The sequence below is a fragment of the Oribacterium sp. P9 genome (genome assembly GCF_046365365.1).
GTDB lineage: Bacteria > Bacillota > Clostridia > Lachnospirales > Lachnospiraceae > Oribacterium.
Genome location: NZ_JBKEIS010000004.1, coordinates 16306 through 37297, shown reverse-complemented (window position 1 = coordinate 37297; position 20992 = coordinate 16306). Strand labels below are relative to the sequence as shown.

The following is a 20992-nucleotide window of genomic DNA, read 5'->3' as shown; positions in this document are numbered from 1 at the left end:
CCACGGGTCAGACCCCCGGGAGACGAAGAAGCTCCGGAGCAAAAACGAAAAATGAAAAAAGTTGTTGCCAACCGGCTTCCGCTGTGCTAATATACACCTTGTCGCGCGGGAGTGCTGAAATTGGCAGACAGGCAAGACTAAGGATCTTGTGTCCGATAGGACGTGTGGGTTCAAGTCCCATCTCCCGCAGGAATGAACCGGAAGCTGTAGAGCTTCCGGTTTTTTTATGCCCTAGTCCGTATATCGCGCAGCATGCCGACCACCACGGAAGAGAAGGTTTTATGGCGGAAATGATTCTTTAACGGGATGGCATTGCGTCGGCATGGTATACTGGGTATCAAAGAAAAGAAGAGGTGCAGATATGAAAATTGCGATCATCACCGGCGCAAGCTCCGGTATGGGTCGGCGTATGGCCATCGAACTGAACGATACCATCCCGAACATCGAGGCATTCTGGCTGTTCGGACGTCGCGTTGAGCGCCTGGAAGCCCTCGAGAAGCAGCTCACGAAGCCGTGCCGCTTCTTCACCGACGACCTCCAGACGAGTGCCGCACGGGATACTCTGCAGCGTGCCCTCGCGGAGGAGGCACCGGAGATCGTCTTCCTTGTGAACGCCGCGGGCTTCGGCCAGATCGGCACCATCCGGGGATTAAGCCTCGAGGATCAGCTCGGCATGGTGGACCTGAACATCGGCGCACTCACCTCGATCACGCGCCTCTGCCTGCCGTTCATGGCCCCAAAGTCCCGCATCCTGAACTTCGCGTCCAGCGCTGCCTTCCTGCCGCAGCCGAATTTCGCCGTCTACGCCGCGTCGAAAAGCTACGTGCTGAGCTTCAGCCAGAGCCTCGCCGAAGAGCTCAGGACGACCGGCATCCGTGTCACCGCCGTCTGCCCTGGCCCGGTGAAAACCGAGTTTTTCGAGCGCGCCGAGACCAGCGGCCACATCCCGTTCTATAAGTATCTTTTCATGGCGAACCCGGAGAAGGTCTGTCACCTCGCGCTGATGGACAGTGTGCTCGGAAAGGGCATGTCCGTATATGGCGTGAGCATGAAGCTGTTCCGCATCCTCAGTAAGCTCCTGCCGACGAAGCTGATCATGCTGAGCATGCGACTCCTGAACGGCCGCTGTGCCTACGACGGTGATGCGGCCAATGCAGGCGACCAGCTCGTCACCGGCTCCGCCTTCCATCATTCAAAGCCGGAAGGAAACGATCGCGCTGACGTGAAGGCCTGACGCAGGCAGGGACGGAACCCGGAGGAGCGGTAACGGAGGCACAGTACTCCGAGACCGGTGAAATATCTAAGCCGGGGTCCCTGCCTGATCTGTTACAACCAAGGAGAAAACGAGCGCACATCATAAATTGACAGTGAGGAACCTCTGTGAGAGAAATCAACGTATCGACCAACGAAGCCGGGCAGCGCCTCGACAAGCTGCTGCGGAAATACCTGAAAAATGCAACTACCTCCTTCATCTATAAGATGCTTCGGAAGAAGAATATCGTGCTGAACGATAAAAAGGCCGAGGGGAAGGAAATCCTGAACCTAGGAGACTCCGTGAAGATGTACTTCTCCGAGGAAACCTTCGCCACCATGACGGGGCGGACGGGGCAGTATTTCGGAAGTGCTGAAAAGAACCGGGAGGCGAGAGCGAATGCATCCGCTAAGTGTGCCTGTCCGGCATCGGATCAGACATCATCCGCAGGAAAGAGCTACGCACAGATGTACCGTAACGGATCTTCCGGAAATACTTCTGAAAGAAGAGAGAAGCGTGCTTTTGACGGCAACGCACAGACGTATCGTAACGGATCTTCCAGAAATACTTCTGAAAGAAGAGAGAAGCGCGCGTTTGACGTAGAGGGATTCCGAAAGCATATCGTCTACGAGGACGAAAACCTGCTGGTGCTGAACAAGCCATCCGGATGGCTCAGCCAGTCGGATGCTTCCGGTCTTCCGTCAGTGAACGAGCGCTGTCTCCAGTACCTGATGGCGACAGGAGCCCTCACGGAAGCACAGCTCCAGACCTTCAAGCCGGGCATCGCAAACCGCCTCGACCGGAACACCTCCGGCCTCATCCTCTTCGGCAAGACCCTCCCGGCGCTGCAGGCGCTCGCCACGCTGCTCCGTGACCGAACGATGGAGAAGTACTACCTCGCCATCGTAAATGGAGACATTGACCACGCACAGCGCATCGACGGCTACCTCGCGAAGGACGAACGTACGAACCGCGTCGAGATCCGCCCGCAGCCATTCCCGGACGCCGTCGAAATCCATACCGCGTACGAACCGCTGAAGCGCAGTGCGGAATACACCGTTCTGAAGGTCCACCTCATCACCGGTAAGACCCACCAGATCCGTGCACACCTCCGTGCCATCGGCCACCCGATCATCGGTGACCCGAAGTACGGCCGGAAGGACGCCAATGCTTACTACCGTACCCATGGTGGCGTGCAGTCACAGCTCCTCCACGCGTGGGAACTGCACTTCCCGGAAAACCTTGACGGCCCGCTTCAGAAGCTCGCCGGCCAGACCCTCACCGCCGAACCACCGAAGGACTTCCGCCCGTTTCTCCAGTAATCCCCGGCTTGTATGACCTTCCGGGAGGTCAGGGGGTCTGACCCCATAAGTATCGAGGTTTCATTTCGACTCGACTTTCAATGAAGTATTTGGCACACGGGGTCTGACCCCGGTCACTCCGGCGGGGGCTGATCTCGCCTTGCATGACCTTTCGGGCGGCCAGGGGGTCTGACCCCATAAGTATCGAGATTTCGTTCCGACCAGATATTCGAAGAAGTATCTGGCACACGGGGTCTGACCCCGGTCACTCCCGCGGAACCGCTACCTTCTGGCTAACAAAATATTTTTTGGGGATGAAAAAGTGGCGTCTGGCCCGGAAACCCGCCACTTTTTCGCGTCTGTTTTCAGACTATAGTCCACTTAACGACCTTACCAGGAATCTGATTCCATGGTAAGGTCGTTTTAGTTTCTGAATCGCCGGAAAGAGGAATTCTATGCTGGCAAAAATTAATAGTGCAGGTTTATCCGGACTGGATGGTTATTCTGTGTCCGTAGAGGTCGACGAGAGTCATGGGCTTCCCAGGTCCGTCATCGTCGGCAATGTCTCGCCCTCGGTGCGGGAGGCGCTGGAGCGCTGCGATGTCGCACTTCGGAACGCGCAGATTTCCATGCCGCCACGCCGGCTCACCATCAACCTCGCCCCGGCAGACCGGCGCAAGGACGGGACCTGCTTCGACCTGGCCATCGTGACCGGGATCTTACGTTCTGTGTTTTTGACCGACAGCTTTTCACTCGATGCATACGGATTCATCGGTGAGCTCGGGCTGGACGGCTCCATCAAGCATGTGAATGGCGTGCTGTCGCTCGTTTCCGAGATGAAGCGGGCCGGACTGCGCGGGGCGGTCGTGCCGCTCGTCGACATTCAGGAGGCACTGGTCGTCGAGGACATGGATATCATCGGCGTCGAGCATCTCGTCGATCTCTGTAATCTCATCGAGTCAAAGGAGAGCTTTCTCCGTTACCCGCGCGAGGAAGCGGTGCAGACCGAAGTCCACGAATCCTATGCTGTGGACTTCGCCGAGGTGCACGGTCAGAGCTACGGTGTCCGTGCAGCCCTCATCGCGGCCGCGGGTGGCCACAATCTGCTCCTGTCCGGTGTCGCCGGCTCCGGGAAGACCATGATCGCGAAGCGCATCCCGACGATCCTGCCACCGCTCAGCCGTGAGGAAAATATCGAGATCACGAAGGTGTACTCAGTGGCGGGGCTGCTTCCACCGGGGCAGTCACTGCTCAATCACCGCCCGTTCCGGACCCCGCATCACACGATCACGACAGCAGCGCTCGTCGGCGGCTCCGCCCAGGGTGGCGTCGTGCCCGGTGAACTCGCCCTTGCATCGCGTGGAGTCCTCTTCCTCGATGAGCTCCCGCTCTTTTCAAAGGCCTCGATCGAGTCACTTCGGCAGCCGATCGAAGAGAAGCAGGTCATCATTTCACGTCTGAACGGCACCTTCCGCTATCCGGCAGACTGCCTTCTCGTCGCGGCGATGAACCCCTGCCCGTGCGGCTACTTTCCGGACCGGAATAAGTGCCAGTGCACCGAAAGCCAGATCCGTCAGTACCAGCGCGGCATCAGTAAGCCGATCCTCGAGCGCATCGACCTCTGCGTCGAAGCCTCACCGGTGGCCTTCGCAGATGCAGTTTCGAAGGACAGTGGTCCGAGCTCGGCAGAACTCCGCGCACAGGTGCTCCGGGCGCGGGAGATCCAGACGGCACGCTTCCGTGGAGAATCGAAGATACGGGTGAATGCAGAGATGGGTATACGGGAAATCGAACGCTACTGCACGCTCGGATCGAAGGAACTCGCCTTTATCGGGCGTATTTTTCAGCTTAGATCGATGTCGATGCGCACCTATCATAAGGTCCTGAAGGTCGCCCGGACGATCGCGGACCTCGAAGAGGAGGAACGGATCCAGATCGCCCATCTGAGTGAGGCCGTGAACTACCGCGGCATCGAGGATCAGCTGTACGGGACAGGAGGAAAACCATGACGGTGAGAGATTTACATTTTAAACAGGAGATACGAGAACTGACGCCGCTGGATGCGGATTATCCGGAGCGTCTCCGAAACATACCGGATCCTCCACGGACACTCTATGTCCGCGGCAGCCTTCCGCCGGACGACAGGCCGACCGTCGCCATCATCGGCGCACGAAGCGCGAGCGATTACGGGCTGCAAGTCGCCCGCTCCTTCGGTCGAGCGCTGGCGATGCAGGGGATCGGCATCATCAGCGGGATGGCGGCGGGGATCGACAGTGCAGGGCAGTGGGGTGCCGTCGATGCGGAGGCGAAAACCTATGCCGTCTTCGGCTGTGGCCTCAATGTCTGCTACCCGGCCCGCAACTTTCTGCTCTACGACAAGATCCTCGAGTATGGCGGTGGCGCGATCTCGGAGCTTCCGCTGGATGCGCCGCCGATCGGAAAGCAGTTCGCAAGCCGGAACCGCATCATCGCCGGCCTCGCAGATGCCGTGCTCGTCCTCGAAGCCCGTGAAAAATCCGGTACCTTCATCACCGTCGGGGATGCCCTCGACCAGGGGAAGCAGATCTTCGCTCTGCCCGGGCGGGTCACGGACGGACTCTCGAAGGGCTGCAACCAGCTGATCCGGCAGGGGGCCGACATCCTGACGAGTCCGGAGGATGTGCTCGAGTACCTGCATCTGACATATCATAAGGAACAGCAGATGCTCGAGAAGGATGTCTCGATGCTGAATCCGAAGCAGCAGAAGGTCTATGCGGCCCTCGATGTCGAGGCGAAGCATCTCGACCAGCTGATCGGAAAGCTCGCGATGTCGGTACAGGAGCTCAGCTCCATCCTCCTCGAGCTTGAGATCCTCGGCTTCTCCGAGAGCCCGAAGCTCGGCTTTTACCGGCGACGAATTTAGAAACAGACAGTACAAGGGTCCCGCCGGGTTACCTGCTGAATCCAAACCGGTTTTGCGACGCCGGAATGCCTTGTATACCAGATGCGCGTCTTGCAAAACAAAAAAGAGTGTTGTATATTGTCTGAGATTTACCCTTTCGGGAAAGAACGTTTATCTGCACCGGTATACCGATTTCTGTATGAAATCAGCCATCCGGCGCAGATCTTGTATAAATAAAAGGTGAGTCTGAATGGCAAGTACAAACAATCTGATTATCGTAGAGTCGCCTGCAAAGGTGAAAACGATCAAAAAATTTCTCGGCAAGCAGTATACGGTCGATGCCACCATGGGACATCTCATCGATATGCCGAAGAGCTCCCTCGGCGTCGATGTCGAGCATGACTATGAGCCGAAGTACATCACGATCCGCGGCAAGGGTGAGCTCCTCGCGAAGCTGAAGAAAGAAGCGAAGAAGGCGGATCGCATCTATCTCGCAACCGACCCGGATCGTGAGGGGGAGGCCATCAGCTGGCATCTCCGTAACGAACTCGAGAAGGATGAGAAGAATAAAGCGAAGATCACGCGTATCACCTTTAACGAGATCACGAAGAATGCCGTTAAGAACGCGCTGAAAAGTCCGCGCGATATCGATATGGACCTCGTAGATGCGCAGCAGGCACGTCGTGTCATCGACCGTCTCGTGGGTTATACCATCAGTCCATTATTATGGAAGAAAATCCGTAAGGGCCTCTCTGCCGGTCGTGTACAGTCCGTCGCACTCCGTATGATCTGTGACCGTGAAGCCCAGATCGCGGCCTTCGTACCGGAGGAGTACTGGTCCCTCGATGCAATCCTCCTGCACGGAAAGAAGAAGCTCACCGCCGCCTTCTACGGTGGCGAGAAGAAGCAGGCACTGAGCTCAGAGGCTGAGGTCGATGCGATCCTGCAGAAGATCGGGAAGGATGATTTCATCGTGAGTGACATCCGAAAGTCCGAGCGTCGCAAGAAGGCACCGCTGCCATTTACGACCTCGACGATGCAGCAGGAGGCGGCGAAGTCCCTCGGCTTCGCCACCAGTAAGACCATGAAGCTCGCACAGACCCTGTATGAGGATGGTTATATCACCTACCTGCGTACCGATAGTACACGTATCGCCGACGAGGCGGATGCGGCGGCCAGAAGCTTCATCGCGGCACAGTTCGGCGAGCATTATGTGAACGGTGGTTCCAGCGTACAGTCGAAGGCACAGGCCGAAGTGAAGATCCAGGACGCACACGAGGCGATCCGTCCGACGAGCCTAGAGCTTAGTCCCGAGGAGGCGAAGTCGAAGCTCCCGCGTGACGAGTTCCGCCTGTACCAGCTGATCTATAAGCGCTTCCTCGCGAGCCGTATGTCGGCTGCGCTCTACAGCACCGAGTCCGTAAAGCTGCGTGCTGGCGAGTATGTCTTCACACTGAACGGCTCGAAGCTCAGCTTCGATGGTTTCCTCTCGGTCTACATGACGGAGGAGGATAAGGCGGAGAAGGATGTTTCGCTCCCGGAGCTTACGGTCGGCGAGCAGCTTTCGCTCGACAGCTTCGATAAGGAGCAGCACTTCACACAGCCGCCGGCACACTATACCGAGGCTTCACTCGTGAAGGCCCTCGAGGAGGATGGCATCGGTCGTCCGTCAACCTATGCACCGACCATCGGCACCCTGCTGGCGCGCCGTTATATCGCGAAGGAAAAGAAGAACATCTTCGTCACCGAGCTCGGTCTCGCGGTCGACGATATGATGCAGAAGAACTTCCCGACCATCATCGATACCGCATTCACCGCGAATATGGAGTCCCTGCTTGATAGTGTCGCAGCTGGTAAGACGAAGTGGAAGACGATCGTCGAGAACTTCTACCCGGATCTCGAGGAAGCCGTTGAGAAGGCACAGGCGGAGGTCGAGAAGATCACGATTCGTGATGAGGAGACCGATGTGCTCTGTGATAAGTGCGGACGCCACATGGTCATCAAGTACGGTCCACATGGCAAGTTCCTGGCATGCCCGGGCTTCCCGGAGTGTCGGAACACGAAGCCGTATGTCGAGTATGCCGGCTTCACCTGCCCGGACTGCGGCGCAGAGTGCGTGAAGCGTCGTTCGAAGAAGGGCCGGATTTTCTACAGCTGCTCCCGCTATCCGGAGTGTGAATACATGACCTGGAGCAAGCCGAAGGAAGCCGTCGTCGGTGAGAAGAAGGATGGCGACATCTTCGTGGCACCATCCACCGATACGAATCCAGAGCCGGTGATGCCGGACTGATCGAGGATTCGTTACCGTTCAGATATGGCTCGGCGGACAGCAGCGAGGATTACAAATTCACGAAAAATCGCCCGTCTAAAATATTGACAGCAATCAAAGCTTTATGTTATATTACAAGTCGCGTCTTTTTGAGACGCGGCTTCTTTTATAGAAGAACATAAACAGCACATCTCAGCAAACACCGGAAGGTACCCGCACAGGGCGAAAGCCGGTAAGCACGAAGGCTGAGATGGAAGAAACAACCAGGAGGTATTAAAATGAGTGCAATTGGAATGAAGCAGCTCCTTGAGGCTGGCGTACACTTTGGTCATCAGACTAGAAGATGGAACCCTAAGATGGCTCCGTACATCTACACACAGCGTAACGGTATCCACATCATCGATCTTCAGCAGACCGTAAAGATGGTAGACGATGCCTACAACGCGATGGTAAAGATCGTACAGGACGGTGGTACTGTTCTTTTCGTAGGTACCAAGAAGCAGGCACAGGATGCTGTAAAGGCAGAGGCTCTTCGTTGTGGTGAGTTCTACGTAAACGAGAGATGGCTCGGCGGTATGCTTACAAACTTCAAGACCATCGAGACTCGTATCGAGCGTCTGAAGCAGATCGAGAAGATGGCAGAGGATGGCACCTTCGACGTTCTTCCGAAGAAGGAAGTTGCGCTGATCAAGAAGGAGTGGGAGAAGCTTGAGGCTAACATCGGTGGCATCAAGGAGATGAAGGTTCTTCCGGACGCGATCTTCGTTGTAGATCCTAAGAAGGAGAAGATCTGCGTGAAGGAGGCTCATAACCTCGGCATCACCCTTTTCGGTATCGCAGATACCAACGCTGATCCTGAGGAGCTTGATTATGTAATCCCGGGTAACGATGACGCTATCCGTGCGATCAAGCTGATCGTCGGCAAGATGGCAGATGCTGTCATCGAGGCTAAGCAGGGCGATATGACAGAGGAAGAGGCTGCAGCAGCAACTGCTGGCGACGAGACTGTCGTTTCTACTGAGGCTTAATTAATTGATAACGCCAGCATTCGACAATTTCATAAATTGCAGAATGCTGGCTTTTCTTGTTTCAAAGGGAGCCGGTGGGGCTTCCATCAAATAAACATCCAGGAGGATAAAAAGATGGCAATTACAGCAGCTCAGGTTAAGGAGTTAAGAGATATTACCGGTGCAGGTATGATGGCTTGTAAGAAGGCACTCGCTGCTACCGAGGGTGACATGGATAAGGCCGTAGAGTTCCTTAGAGAGCAGGGCCTTGCAGGCGCTGAGAAGAAGGCCGGCAGAATCGCAGCAGAGGGTGTTTCCTTCGCAAAGGTTTCTGAGGACATGCACACTGGTGTTGTCGTAGAGGTTAACGCTGAGACCGATTTCGTAGCAAAGAACGCAAAGTTCCAGGCTTACGTTGATCAGGTTTGTGATCAGGCTCTTACAACTTCCGCTGCAGACATCGACGCTTTCCTCGCTGAGAAGTGGAACCTCGATGAGACCAGAACCGTCGCTGAGCAGCTTTCCGAGGAGATCTCCATCATCGGTGAGAACATGCACATCCGTCGTTTCCACAAGCTCGTTGAGAACGAGGGTCTCGTATCCGCTTACATCCACGCTGGTGGACGTATCGGTGTCATCCTTCAGGTGAAGTCCGACGTTGTCAACGACGCTGTCGCTGAGATGGCGAAGAACATCGCGATGCAGATCGCTGCTCTGAACCCGAAGTACACCACTCGTGCAGAGGTTGACCAGGAGTATCTCGCACACGAGACCGCAATCCTTACAGAGGCTGCCAAGAACGAGAAGCCGAACGCACCGGAGAAGGTTCTCAACGGTATGGTTCAGGGTCGTCTCAACAAGGAGCTCAAGGAGATCTGCCTCGTAGATCAGACCTACGTAAAAGCAGAGGATGGCAAGCAGAGCGTTCAGCAATATGTTGATTCTGTAGCCAAGGCTCAGGGCGCGAAGATCCAGCTCGTAACCTTCGTACGTTATGAGACCGGTGAGGGCCTCGAGAAGAAGAGCGAGGACTTCGCAGCAGAGGTTGCTGCACAGCAGGCAGCTGCAAAGAAGAACTAATCTTCAAAGATGATAATTTCACCAGAGCTTCGGGCATGTCCCGAAGCTCTTTTGTTACTCGCCTACTGTTCAGATCGAATCCCCAGAGGGCCTAGTGCCGCTTAAGGTCCCCGGCTTAGATTGAACCGGTCTTGGAGTACTGTGTTTCTGTTGCTGCCCTTCGGAGATTCGAATGAACATTGACCGGATTTTGTAAATTGACCTTCACCGCCCGAGTGCGCTACAATGTTCCCAAACAAAAAAACGGAGCATACTATGACCAGAAACTATAAGATGATTCTAAGCTACGACGGTTCCCGCTACTATGGCTGGGAGCACCAGCCGAACACCGAGCTCACGATCCAGGGAAAGCTCGAGCAGGTACTGACCCGCATGATCTACGGCGACCAGTACCAGGCAGCGGACTGTGCCTCCTTCCCGATCACCGTCATCGGCGCGGGACGGACCGACGCCGGGGTGCATGCACGTGCGATGACCGCCAATGTGCTGCTCGATACCGATAAAACAGAAGAGGAGATCCGGAGCTACATGAACCAGTACCTCCCGGATGATATCAGCATCAATGAGCTGAAGCTCTGCGCAGAGCGCTTTCACAGCCGCTTCAAGGCGTCCGGCAAGACCTACCGCTACAGCTGCTGGTACAGTGATCAGAAGCCGGTCTTCGAGCGGAAGTATGTCTCGGTTCTCGAGAAGCACCCGGACCTCGCAGCGATGCGGGAGGCTGCCGCGTACCTCATCGGGGAGCATGACTTCAGGTGCTTCTGCGGTAACAGCAAGATGAAAAAGTCGACCGTGCGAAAGATCGATACCGTGGAGATCACGGAGAACGGCCCTTACATCCGTCTCTACTTCCATGGCACCGGCTTCCTGCAGAACCAGATCCGCATCATGACCGGGACCCTCCTCGAGGTGGGCTTCGGAAAGCGGAGTCCGGAATCGATGAAGGACATCATCGCCTCCCGTGACCGGAAGATGGCCGGCGTCACGATGGAAGCGAAGGGGCTCTGCCTGATGAAGGTGGATTATGACTGATTCGCATGGGGATGAGATCATCGCAGACCATACGGATGCTTGTATCCCATTTCATCGTCGGTGATATGAGACGGATGAGAACATGGGATGCAGGATATGGACTATAGAAGGATATACAGTATGAAAATGAGAAAGAATTTCATCGGGGCCTGTCTGATCGCAGTGATGCTTTTCGTAAGCAGCGCATTTACTTCACTGGCAGAGTTCGGACCAACCATCATCGATACCACGGGGCCTGTGACGAGCGCTCCGAGCGGTGACGATGCGAAGGCAGAAGCATTGGCGAAAACGCTGACCGCACAGATCACAGACCAGATCATCCTCGTCGTGGACCACAGCCTCTCCCTCTATAATAAGCAGGCGGACGGCAGCTGGCAGAAGGCGATGGAAACCTACTGCGGCTATGGGCGAAACGGACTGAAGGCCTGGAACGAGCGGCACGAGGGCGACCAGACGACGCCGGTCGGCTCCTTCCCGATCCTCCATGCGTTCGGCATCTCCCCGAATCCGGGCACGCAGATGAGCTGGCGCGATGTGACGCCGAACTCCTACTGGTCCGGCGAGCAGGCGACGTATAACACATGGGTCGAGAGCGCGACGCCGATCAGCGGAGAGCATCTCAGCGAGTACACGATCTGCTATAAGTATGCGATGGCCGTCGGCTTCAATGTGAACCCGACCGTCTACAAGCGCGGGTCTGCGATCTTCCTGCACTGCAAGAATCCGGCAGACTGGGGCTCGGCGGGCTGCGTTTCCGTCGAGGAAGCGGATATGATCGCGCTGCTGCAGCAGTGTCATAACGGCTGCTACATGATGATCGTGCCGAACGAGGCGTCGATCGCGAATTTCTAAGGAGCTCGGTAGCCTGTTCCGGCGGAAATCGTCCGCCGAATGAAAAAGATGTCGTGAGGCGAACCGTCCAGACAGGAGGATCCGGTCACGGCGTCATAAGCCGGGCCGGACAGCTCAGGCAGGAGAATTTCGTTTCCGCATAAGAGACGGAGCAGAAACAGACGGAAAAGTGGAGGCAGAAGGATGGAAGAAGAAAAGACGGTCCGTACGGGCCTGGTATGTGAAGGCGGCGCGATGCGCGGGATGTTCACCGCGGGTGTGCTCGATGTATTTTTGGAGGAGGGGATCCGCTTCGACGGTATGGTCGGAGTGTCGGCGGGTGCTACCTTCGGCTGCAATTTCAAGTCGCGGCAGATCGGACGCACGATCCGCTACAATAAGCGCTTCGCGAAGGACCGCCGCTACTGCAGCATTGAGTCCCTGCTGAAGACCGGAAACCTCTACAATGCCGAGTTCTGCTATCATACGCTTCCGGAAACGATCGATCTCTTCGACTGGGACAGCTTCCTCGCGAATCCGATGAAGTTCTACATGGTCGCGACGGACTGTGATACCGGGCGTCCGGTCTACCATGAGTGTAAGAGCTCGAATCCGGAGGAGATGGAGTGGTTCCGTGCGAGTGCCTCCATGCCGCTCGTGTCGAAGCCGGTCGTGATCCGTGGCCAGACGCTCCTCGATGGCGGTATCAGCAACGCGATCCCGCTCTCCTTCATGGAGCATATCGGCTATGAGCGCAATGTCGTCATCCTCACACAGGACCGGAGCTACCAGAAGAAACCGCAGGCGGGCATGCAGGCCTTCCGCAAGCTGCAGAAGCAGTATCCGCTCTGCTATGAGGCGATGAAGAATCGTCACTTCATGTACAACGATCAGCTCGCGGATGTGCACGCGAAGGAGACCACCGGTCAGGTACTGGTCATCCAGCCGCCAGCGCCTCTCGGCATCCACCGCGTCGAGCACGATCCGGAGGCACTCGAGCGCGTATACCAGATCGGACGCAGCGAGGCAGAGAAGCGACTGGAGGAGGTCCGTGCCTTTCTCGGCTGAGATGTGCACAGTGATAGATCATTGCAGTTCAGCCAAGGGGCCGTCCCTCCGGGCCACGCCTTGACTTAACTACATCTGAACCATAACTCCGCCTATTGCAAACAAAAGGATTTACTTTATGAAATTCTATTTCGCACCGATGGAGGGCGTCACCGGCTATTGTTTTCGGACCGCGTACAACGCCGCGTTCCCAGGCCTCGATCGCTTCTATACGCCTTTTCTCTCGGCGAATGATACCTTCCAGTTTACACACCGTGAGGAGCGCGATGTCGCACCGGAGCATAATCTCGGCATGCGCGTCGTGCCGCAGATCATCACGAATAACGCAGAGATGTTCGCCTGGGCCATCCGGGAGATGGCGAAGCTCGGTTATACCGAGGTGAATCTCAATGCAGGCTGCCCGAGTGGCACGGTCGTCGCGAAGGGGAAAGGCGCCGGTCTGCTCCGGGACCCGGATCGCCTCGACGAGTTCCTCGATCAGACCTTCGAGCTTCTGGAGAAAGAAGGTATCTGCTATGATGTCGCGGACGCACCTGAGGTACCGCTGTTCGTGAAGATGCCTTCGGCAGAGATATTGGACTCGAAATACGCGGAGGCATCCGAGGCATCGCGCGACGAGATGAACGAAACGGCAGAGACATTGGACTCGGAAGAGAGAGACGGCGCGATCCGCCCGAAGCCGGTGAAAACCGCAGATGGCCGGACGCATGTCTGCATCTCCGTGAAGACCCGGATCGGCGGCTGGGAACCGGACGAAGCCGGCGAGCTGATCCGTGTCTACAACCGTTACCCGCTGAAGGACCTCATCGTTCACCCGCGTGTGCAGAAGCAGATCTACCGCGGAGAGGTGCATCTCGACGTCTTCCGGCAGTTCGTCGAGGCGTCGAAGCATCACCTCGTGTATAACGGAGACATCGTCACCGTCGCAGACTATGAGCGGATCACCCGGATGTTCCCGGAGATTGACAGTATCATGATCGGCCGCGGACTCCTCACAAATCCGGCGCTGGTACGTGAAATCCGGGGCGGGGCAGCGGCCACGCTCGAGGAGCTGAAGGCCTTTCATGAGCAGCTCCTCGGAAATTATATGACGGAGATGCAGAGTGAACGGAACACCCTATTTAAGATGAAGGAGTACTGGAACTGGCTGAGTCAGTCCTTCGAAGGCAGCGATCGCTACATGAAGGAGATCCGGAAGGCAGATACTATCGTGCGCTACCGTGCGGCGGTACGAAATCTGCTCGCGAACTGTCCACTGAAGGGAGAGGTGTAAGACATCATGATCATCGAATATCCATCCTACTATGAAAAGTTCCGCTGCATCGGCGGTCGCTGCCCGGACACCTGCTGTGCCGGCTGGGAGGTCGACGTCGACGAGGCGTCGAGCGCATACTACCGCAGCGTGGAGGGCAGCTTCGGAGATACGCTGCGCGCCCATATACGGGAAGAGGACGGCGACTGCTTCTTCCCGCTCACGAAGGAAGGTCGCTGCCCGTTTCTTCGGAAGGACCTTCTCTGTGAGATGTATATACAGCTCGGGGAGGAGAGTCTCTGTCAGACCTGCACGGAGTACCCGCGCTACTTCATGGACGTCGGAAATTATGAGCAGATCGACATGAGCCTGAGCTGCATGGAGCTCGGCCGCATCTTCTTCACGGAGTGTGCGCGGATCGAGTATATCCGCTCCGAGAATGAGATCCCGGGTGAGGAGATCAGTGAAGAAGAGCAGGAGACCCTCATCGAGGTGCTTGCACTTCGAAACCGCTGCATCGCGCTTCTCCAGGATCACGACGGTGCCTTCCTTGATGCATGGCAGGCCGTACGTGCCCTCGTTGCGGACGCGCAGGGCCTCGATCCGAAGGAAGCCGACGCGGAGCGAAGCTATCTGAAGGAGGATTTCCCGGCCCTCGTCGAGTGCATGAAGCATCTCGATTCCCTCCGTCCGGAGTGGGATGCCCTCGTCGAAGACTACGAGCAGAAGATCGCAGATCCGCACTTCCTCGATGCACTTCCTCTGTTCATGCAGGCGGAAGCCGCGCAGCTCGACCGCTGGTTCACGAAGCTCGCCGTCTACTTCGTCTACCGCTACTTCATCGACACCTGCATCGACGGCGATATCGAAATCGAGCTCTGCCTCGTCCACCGCAGCCTCATGATGATCCTCTTCATGCTCTACAGCCGCTGGACCGGACAGCAGCAGCTCGACGTCGCGGACATCATCGACGTCGCGCACCTCTTCTCGAAGGAGGTCGAGCATGATGAAGGAAATGTGAATCTGCTGAAATCAATCTGATGACCGGAGCCCCGGAGGGGCGACAACGGAGGCACAGTACTCCGAGACCGGTTCAATCTAAGCCGGGGACCCTAAGCGGCACTAGGCCCTCTGCAATCGCTGAGTTTTCTTGATGAAAACTCAGCGTTGCTAGAGGGTGCTAAGGAAAATAGTACCAAGTGCCGCTAAGGGGACCCGACTTGATTTCACACGTTCTCTACGTATGGCCTCCGTTGTCGCCCCTCCGTGGCTCCGGTCATTCTGCACAATCAACTTGCCCGAATCAACGTTCTACGTTAAAATGATTAATAGGAGCGCCTCGCATCCATGAGACGAAAAAGAACGTTGAAAGAATTCTCAAGAAAACATATCCATATCATCCTGTGTACCCTCTCGGCCGGCTTTATCCTCTGTGGCCTCGTGATGCTCATCCAGGACTTCTACAACTCGACCTATGCGCCGGATACGTCTGCTGCCACCGTGCAGGAGGCTTCTTTTTCGAGTGCGGACGTTCTCTTTCTGAGCTCCTACAGCCGGAGCTTCATCACCGTGCCGGATCAGGAGAAGGGGATGCTGAAGGTGTTCGACCAGTACCCGGGGATCAACGTGACCGAGGAGTTCATGGATACCCGAAACTACCCGGCGGAAGGGAATCTGCAGAATGTCTACAACAGTCTGCTCTATAAGTATCGGAATCAGGATGCGTTTGACGCCATCATCCTCGCGGATGATGCTGCACTGAAGTTCGGTCTCCGCTATCGCGATACCCTCTTTAAGGGCAGCCCGATGGTCTTTATGTGCATCAATGATTTCGACCACGCACGTGGCGCGATGAACTATCATGATGTCACCGGTAAAACGGAGAATTTCGACCTGAAGGGCACGATCGAAGTCGCGGCAAAGCTTCTTCCGAAGGCGGATACGATCGTCACCATCTATGATGAAACCGACTCCGGACTCGGTGACTTAAAGCAGATGCAGAAGCTCGAAGCCGATTTCCCGGACTATAGCTTCCAGTATATCAATACCTCGATGCTCTATACCGACGAGCTGACACAGCAGCTCGAAAGCATCGACCAGGATTCCATCGTAATCTTCATGGATGCCTTCGAAAATGCAGATGGCTCGATTTATGATGTCGAAACGAGTGCAGCGTTCATCACAGAGCACTGTCCGGTGCCGGTTTTCCGTGCCTCGATCGGCGGTCTCGGCTGCGGCCTCGCCGGCGGACATTACTTCGACTACGAAGCGGCAGGAGAGATCGCTGCGCGTACCGTCATTGACATCCTGAATGGTGCATCGGCGGATGCTATGCCGGTGGACTATGAGAACGTCAGCCACTATGCCTTCGATTATGATGTCCTGAAGAAGCATGGACTGAGCACCTATGTCCTTCCGAAGGATACCGAATTCATCAACGAGCCGCTGAGCTACTTCAGGCAATATAAGGCGATCATCCTGCCGAGTGCCTATATCATGACCGGTCTCTTTATCGGGCTGATCGTTCTCGAAATCTCAAACGAAGAGAAGCGGCGCAAGACCCGCGAGCTGACCTACTCCAGAAACAAGCTGCAGTATATGTATGAGCATGATACGACGACACAGCTGCCGAACCGGAGCCATGCCGATGTGCGCATGCAGGAGCTGCTGCAGGAGGGCGGCACCCATACCCTCATGCTCATCGATATCGATAACTTTAAAACCCTGAACGATACCTTCGGCCACGGCGCCGGCGATTATGTACTGAAGGAGATGGCCCGTCGCCTCCGCCTCGTCGCGGTGAAGTACCAGGGCTTTGTTTCCCGTTACGGAGGTGATGAGTTCGCCATCCTGTTTGCGAATGAAATCAACCAGGACAGCGGCGAGATGCTATCGTATCTCCGAAACATCCTGAATGAACCATACATCTATGAAGAGCAGCATCTGACCGTTACCTCCAGCATCGGTGTAACGACGTCGGCCGGGAAGGAACACCTCATCAATGAGCTTTTCTCCGAGGCAGACAAGGCGCTGACAGAGGCGAAGAGCCGCGGCAAGCATACGGCGGTATTCTTCGATGCGACGATGCATGAGCGCATCCTCGAGGAGGACAATATCGTCCTGACCCTGCATGATGCCTGTGATCACGACGGTTTCCGGATCGTCTACCAGCCGCAGATCTCGACGAAAACCGGCAAAGTCATCGGCTACGAGGCCCTCGTACGCCTGAAGAGCGGTGCATACTATCCGGACCGCTTCATTGCCCCAGCAGAGAAGTACGGCATGATCATCCGGATCGGCCGTATCGTCACCGAAAAGGTCATCCATCAGATGGCCGTCTGGCGCGCCCAGGGCGTGGAGCTTCAGAAGGTGTCCATCAACTACTCGGCGAAGCAGCTGCAGGATGAAGAGTACGTGCAGTACCTGAAGTCCCTGCTTCAGAAGGAAAACATCTCGCCGGATCTCATCGAGATCGAGGTTACGGAGAGTCTCTATATGGAGTATAAGGAGCAGACGAACATGCTCTTCCGGCAGCTTCGGGAGCTCGGGATCGGCCTCGCCCTCGACGACTTCGGCACGGGCTACTCGTCGCTGAACTACCTCACCTTCATCCCGGCGGACCGTATCAAGCTGGATAAGAAGATGACGGACACCTACCTCCAGCAGGGAAAGACCAACATCATCAAGAACATCGTCAACATCGCGCATGACCTCAATATGACACTCTGTATCGAGGGTGTCGAGAATCGCGCGCAGTATGACCTCGCCACGGCCCTCGGCTGTGACGACGTTCAGGGCTACTTCTTCAGTCGCCCGATGGATGGCAATGCCGTCCCATATTATAGAGTGGAGTTTCTGGATTCATGACAGAGAAGAGAATCGAACATTTGACCAACGATACACAGGAGGCGGGCAATGCCGACATCCGGCACGACGCGGAAGCAGGTGCCAGCGCACAGTCAGCGGACAATGCTGACACAATGATGTCTGCCACTACTTCTACGGCAGGCGGAGAGCCAGTGAAGCATCAGCGGCGGAAGCGCTACAGCGGGAAGTATCCGCGCCGCTTCGACGAAAAGTATAAAGAGCTGAACCCGGAGAAGTACCAGGACGACATCGTGAAGATCATCCAGAAGGGGAAGACTCCGGCAGGGATGCACATCTCGATCATGGCGAAGGAGATCCTCGATGTGCTGAAGATTCAGCCGGGCGAGATCGGCATGGATGCCACCCTCGGCTACGGCGGGCACACGGAGAAGATGCTCGAGCAGCTCCATGGACAGGGGCACCTCTACGCGACGGACGTCGATCCGATCGAGTCGGCGAAGACCGAGAAGCGTCTCCGTGAGAAGGGCTACGGGGAGGATATTCTCACCATCCGTCATCTGAATTTCCGGGACATCGACCAGGTCACGGGGAATGGCGACAAATTCGATTTCGTCCTCGCGGATCTCGGCGTCTCCTCGATGCAGATCGATAATCCGGAGCGGGGCTTCAGCTATAAGACCGACGGTCCGCTGGACCTGAGACTCAATCCGGAAGCCGGCGAATCGGCTTCCGAGCGCCTGCGCACGCTGTCCTATGACGACATGGTGAACATGTTCATCGAGAATTCCGATGAGCCGTATGCTGAGCGTATCGCGAGGGAGATCGACCGCGGTCTCCATAAGGGGATGAAGTTTGAAACGACGACTGAGCTTCGGGGCACCATCGCGAAGGCCCTCGCCTTCCTTCCGGAGAAGGAGCAGAAGGACGCCGTGAAGAAGTCCTGCCAGCGTGTCTTTCAGGCACTGCGCATCGACGTAAACAGTGAGTTCGAGGTGCTCTATGACTTCCTCGAGAAGCTGCCGGATTGTCTGAATCCGGGTGCCCGCGTCGCCATCCTTACCTTCCACAGCGGTGAGGACCGTCTCGTGAAGAAGTTCTTCAAGGAGATGCAGAAGGCCGGCATCTATCGCGAGGTCTCCCGTGACGTCATCCGCCCGGGAAAGGAAGAGTGCTTCATCAACCCGCGGGCGCACTCGACGAAGCTCCGCTGGGCGATCAAATAAGCTTTACATATCGGTAAGTGGCCCGAAGGAGCGGCAACGGAGGCACAGTACTCCGAGACCGGTGAACTCTAAGCCGGGGACCCTAAGCGGCACTAGGCCCTCTGCAATCGCTGAGTTTTCTTTATGAAAACTCAGCGTTGCAGAGGGTGCTAAGGAAAATAGTACCAAGTGCCGCTAAGGGGACCCGGCTTGATTTCACACGGTCTCTACGTATGGCCTCCGTTGCCGCCCCTTCTGGTCCCCTGCCTGAACTGTTACTATTGTCATCCCTTCGGGCTGCTTTGCATCCAATATGAATTGACAAGACAGACTGACTTTTTTATACTAATTGCGATTTGTTTTTTGATATTTAATAACGGTGGATCGGTGCAGGGTGGCACCGGCGAAGCAGGGAATAAGAGGGAGTAGTACGATGTTTAAAAAGGGTTTCGATAACGATAAGTACCTTAAGATGCAGTCGGAGCATATCCGTGAGCGTATTTCGAAGTTTGGCGGTAAGCTCTATCTTGAGTTCGGCGGCAAGCTGTTCGATGATTACCATGCATCTCGTGTGCTTCCGGGCTTTCAGCCGGATAGTAAGATCCGCATGCTGCGTGAGTTGAAGGATGACGCGGAGGTCGTGATCGTCATCAATGCCGGCGACATCGAGAAGAACAAGGTCCGTGGGGATCTCGGCATCACCTACGATATGGACGTGCTGCGACTCATCGATGCGTTCCGCGGCTATGGCCTCTATGTGGGCTCCGTCGTGCTCACCCGCTTCGATGGGCAGGAGAGTGCGATCGCTTACCAGAAGAAGCTCGAGTCCCTCGGCATCAAGGTTTACCGTCATTACCCGATCTCCGGGTATCCTGGCAACGTACCGCTCATCATCAGCGAGGAGGGATTCGGCAAGAACGACTACATCGAGACGACCCGCTCCCTCGTGGTCGTGACCGCACCGGGCCCGGGTTCCGGAAAGATGGCCGTCTGCCTGAGCCAGCTCTACCAGGAGAACAAGCACGGCGTCAAGGCCGGCTACGCGAAGTTCGAGACCTTCCCGATCTGGAACATCCCGCTGAGTCATCCGGTCAATCTCGCCTACGAGGCGGCGACCGCCGACCTCAACGACGTCAACATGATCGACCCGTATCACCTCGAAGCCTATGGCAAGACCACGGTCAACTATAACCGTGACGTCGAGGTCTTCCCTGTCCTGAACGCGATGTTCCAGCGCATCTACGGCGAGAGCCCGTACAAGTCCCCGACCGACATGGGTGTCAACATGGCCGGTTACTGCATCGAAAACGACGAGAACTGCTGCTATGCCTCCCGCCTCGAGATCATCCGCCGCTACTACACGGCGCTCTGCGATCTTCGCAAGGGAAACGGCGCACAGTCCATCGTTGATAAGCTCGAGCTTCTGATGGAGAAGGCCAATGTCTCCACGAACGACCGCCCGGTGATTTCAGCGGCCAAGCAGAAGGCGGCGCTGACCGGCGACCCGGCCGCAGCGATTGAGCTCCCGGACGGCACCATCATCACCGGAAAAACTTCCTCGCTGCTCGGCGCGGTGAGCGCGATGCTCCTGAATGCCCTGAAGGTTCTCGGTGGCATCGACGACTCCGTGAACCTCATGTCCCCGGAGATCATCGAGCCGATCCAGCACCTGAAGACGGCGCACCTCGGCAACCACAATCCGCGTCTCCACCTCGATGAGATGCTGATCGCCCTCACCATCTGCGCGACCCATGACCCGAACGCCGAGACCGCGATGCAGCAGCTCGAGAAGCTCCGCGGCTGTGAGGCACACAGCTCTGTCATCCTGTCTGAAGTCGACGAAAACACCTTTAAGAAGCTCGGCGTCAACGTGACCTGCGAGCCGCAGTACCAGACGAAGAAGCTCTTCCACAAGTAAATTCCAAACTGTGCCGGCAACGGCACAGTTTTTTGTAATCATTGAGATCAATCGTAGGCATGATGAGGCGG

General features: G+C 56.3%; 15 protein-coding genes and 1 tRNA gene. All 16 read left to right on the top strand.

Going from position 1 to position 20992, the window contains the following annotated elements; genetic code table 11:
- Positions 1-105: 105 nt before the first annotated feature.
- The 16 genes from ACK8P7_RS04265 (at position 106) to ACK8P7_RS04190 (ending at position 20921) form a co-directional block, all read left to right on the top strand.
- Positions 106-189 (top strand) — tRNA-Leu (locus tag ACK8P7_RS04265).
- Positions 190-361: 172 nt separating this feature from the next.
- Entirely contained in the window at positions 362-1234 is an 873-nt protein-coding gene (locus ACK8P7_RS04260; RefSeq protein ID WP_410042992.1) for an SDR family NAD(P)-dependent oxidoreductase, read from the top strand.
- 146 nt (positions 1235-1380) lie between these two features.
- Positions 1381-2574: an RluA family pseudouridine synthase gene (locus ACK8P7_RS04255; RefSeq protein WP_410042991.1), complete on the top strand. Its 1194-nt coding sequence runs from the start codon at positions 1381-1383 to the stop codon at positions 2572-2574.
- 434 nt (positions 2575-3008) lie between these two features.
- Entirely contained in the window at positions 3009-4562 is a 1554-nt protein-coding gene (locus ACK8P7_RS04250) for a YifB family Mg chelatase-like AAA ATPase (RefSeq protein WP_410042990.1), read from the top strand.
- Positions 4559-5455: a DNA-processing protein DprA gene (gene dprA / locus ACK8P7_RS04245; RefSeq protein WP_410042989.1), complete on the top strand. Its 897-nt coding sequence runs from the start codon at positions 4559-4561 to the stop codon at positions 5453-5455. The genes ACK8P7_RS04250 and dprA overlap by 4 nt, the downstream gene beginning before the upstream one ends.
- Positions 5456-5684: 229 nt before the next feature.
- Positions 5685-7724: a type I DNA topoisomerase gene (topA, locus tag ACK8P7_RS04240; RefSeq protein ID WP_410042988.1), complete on the top strand. Its 2040-nt coding sequence runs from the start codon at positions 5685-5687 to the stop codon at positions 7722-7724.
- 257 nt (positions 7725-7981) lie between these two features.
- The gene (gene rpsB, locus ACK8P7_RS04235; RefSeq protein ID WP_410042987.1) at positions 7982-8731 is read left to right on the top strand and encodes a 30S ribosomal protein S2; all 750 of its coding nucleotides are present in this window, start codon (positions 7982-7984) and stop codon (positions 8729-8731) included.
- A 114-nt stretch (positions 8732-8845) separates the two neighbouring features.
- A complete protein-coding gene (tsf, locus tag ACK8P7_RS04230; protein ID WP_410042986.1) occupies positions 8846-9790 on the top strand; it encodes a translation elongation factor Ts in 945 nt (314 codons plus the stop codon).
- A gap of 255 nt (positions 9791-10045) precedes the next feature.
- The gene (gene truA / locus ACK8P7_RS04225; RefSeq protein ID WP_410042985.1) at positions 10046-10822 is read left to right on the top strand and encodes a tRNA pseudouridine(38-40) synthase TruA; all 777 of its coding nucleotides are present in this window, start codon (positions 10046-10048) and stop codon (positions 10820-10822) included.
- 120 nt (positions 10823-10942) lie between these two features.
- Positions 10943-11674, top strand: a complete 732-nt coding sequence (locus ACK8P7_RS04220) for a L,D-transpeptidase family protein (protein WP_410042984.1) — start codon at positions 10943-10945, stop codon at positions 11672-11674.
- Positions 11675-11857: 183 nt separating this feature from the next.
- Positions 11858-12721, top strand: coding sequence for a patatin family protein (locus ACK8P7_RS04215; RefSeq protein WP_410042983.1), 864 nt, complete (start codon positions 11858-11860; stop codon positions 12719-12721).
- Positions 12722-12839: 118 nt separating this feature from the next.
- Complete coding sequence (locus ACK8P7_RS04210) at positions 12840-13994, top strand: tRNA dihydrouridine synthase (RefSeq protein ID WP_410042982.1); 1155 nt, start codon at positions 12840-12842, stop codon at positions 13992-13994.
- A gap of 6 nt (positions 13995-14000) precedes the next feature.
- Positions 14001-15014 (top strand): flagellin lysine-N-methylase, encoded by a 1014-nt coding sequence (fliB, locus tag ACK8P7_RS04205; RefSeq protein ID WP_410042981.1) that lies wholly within the window; start codon positions 14001-14003, stop codon positions 15012-15014.
- A gap of 306 nt (positions 15015-15320) precedes the next feature.
- Positions 15321-17840 (top strand): EAL domain-containing protein, encoded by a 2520-nt coding sequence (locus ACK8P7_RS04200; RefSeq protein ID WP_410042980.1) that lies wholly within the window; start codon positions 15321-15323, stop codon positions 17838-17840.
- 116 nt (positions 17841-17956) lie between these two features.
- Positions 17957-19024 carry a 16S rRNA (cytosine(1402)-N(4))-methyltransferase RsmH gene (gene rsmH / locus ACK8P7_RS04195; protein WP_410043074.1) on the top strand — a complete coding sequence of 356 codons (1068 nt, stop codon included), beginning with the start codon at positions 17957-17959 and terminating at the stop codon, positions 19022-19024.
- A 412-nt stretch (positions 19025-19436) separates the two neighbouring features.
- A complete protein-coding gene (locus ACK8P7_RS04190) occupies positions 19437-20921 on the top strand; it encodes a DUF1846 domain-containing protein (protein WP_410042979.1) in 1485 nt (494 codons plus the stop codon).
- Positions 20922-20992 lie beyond the last annotated feature (71 nt).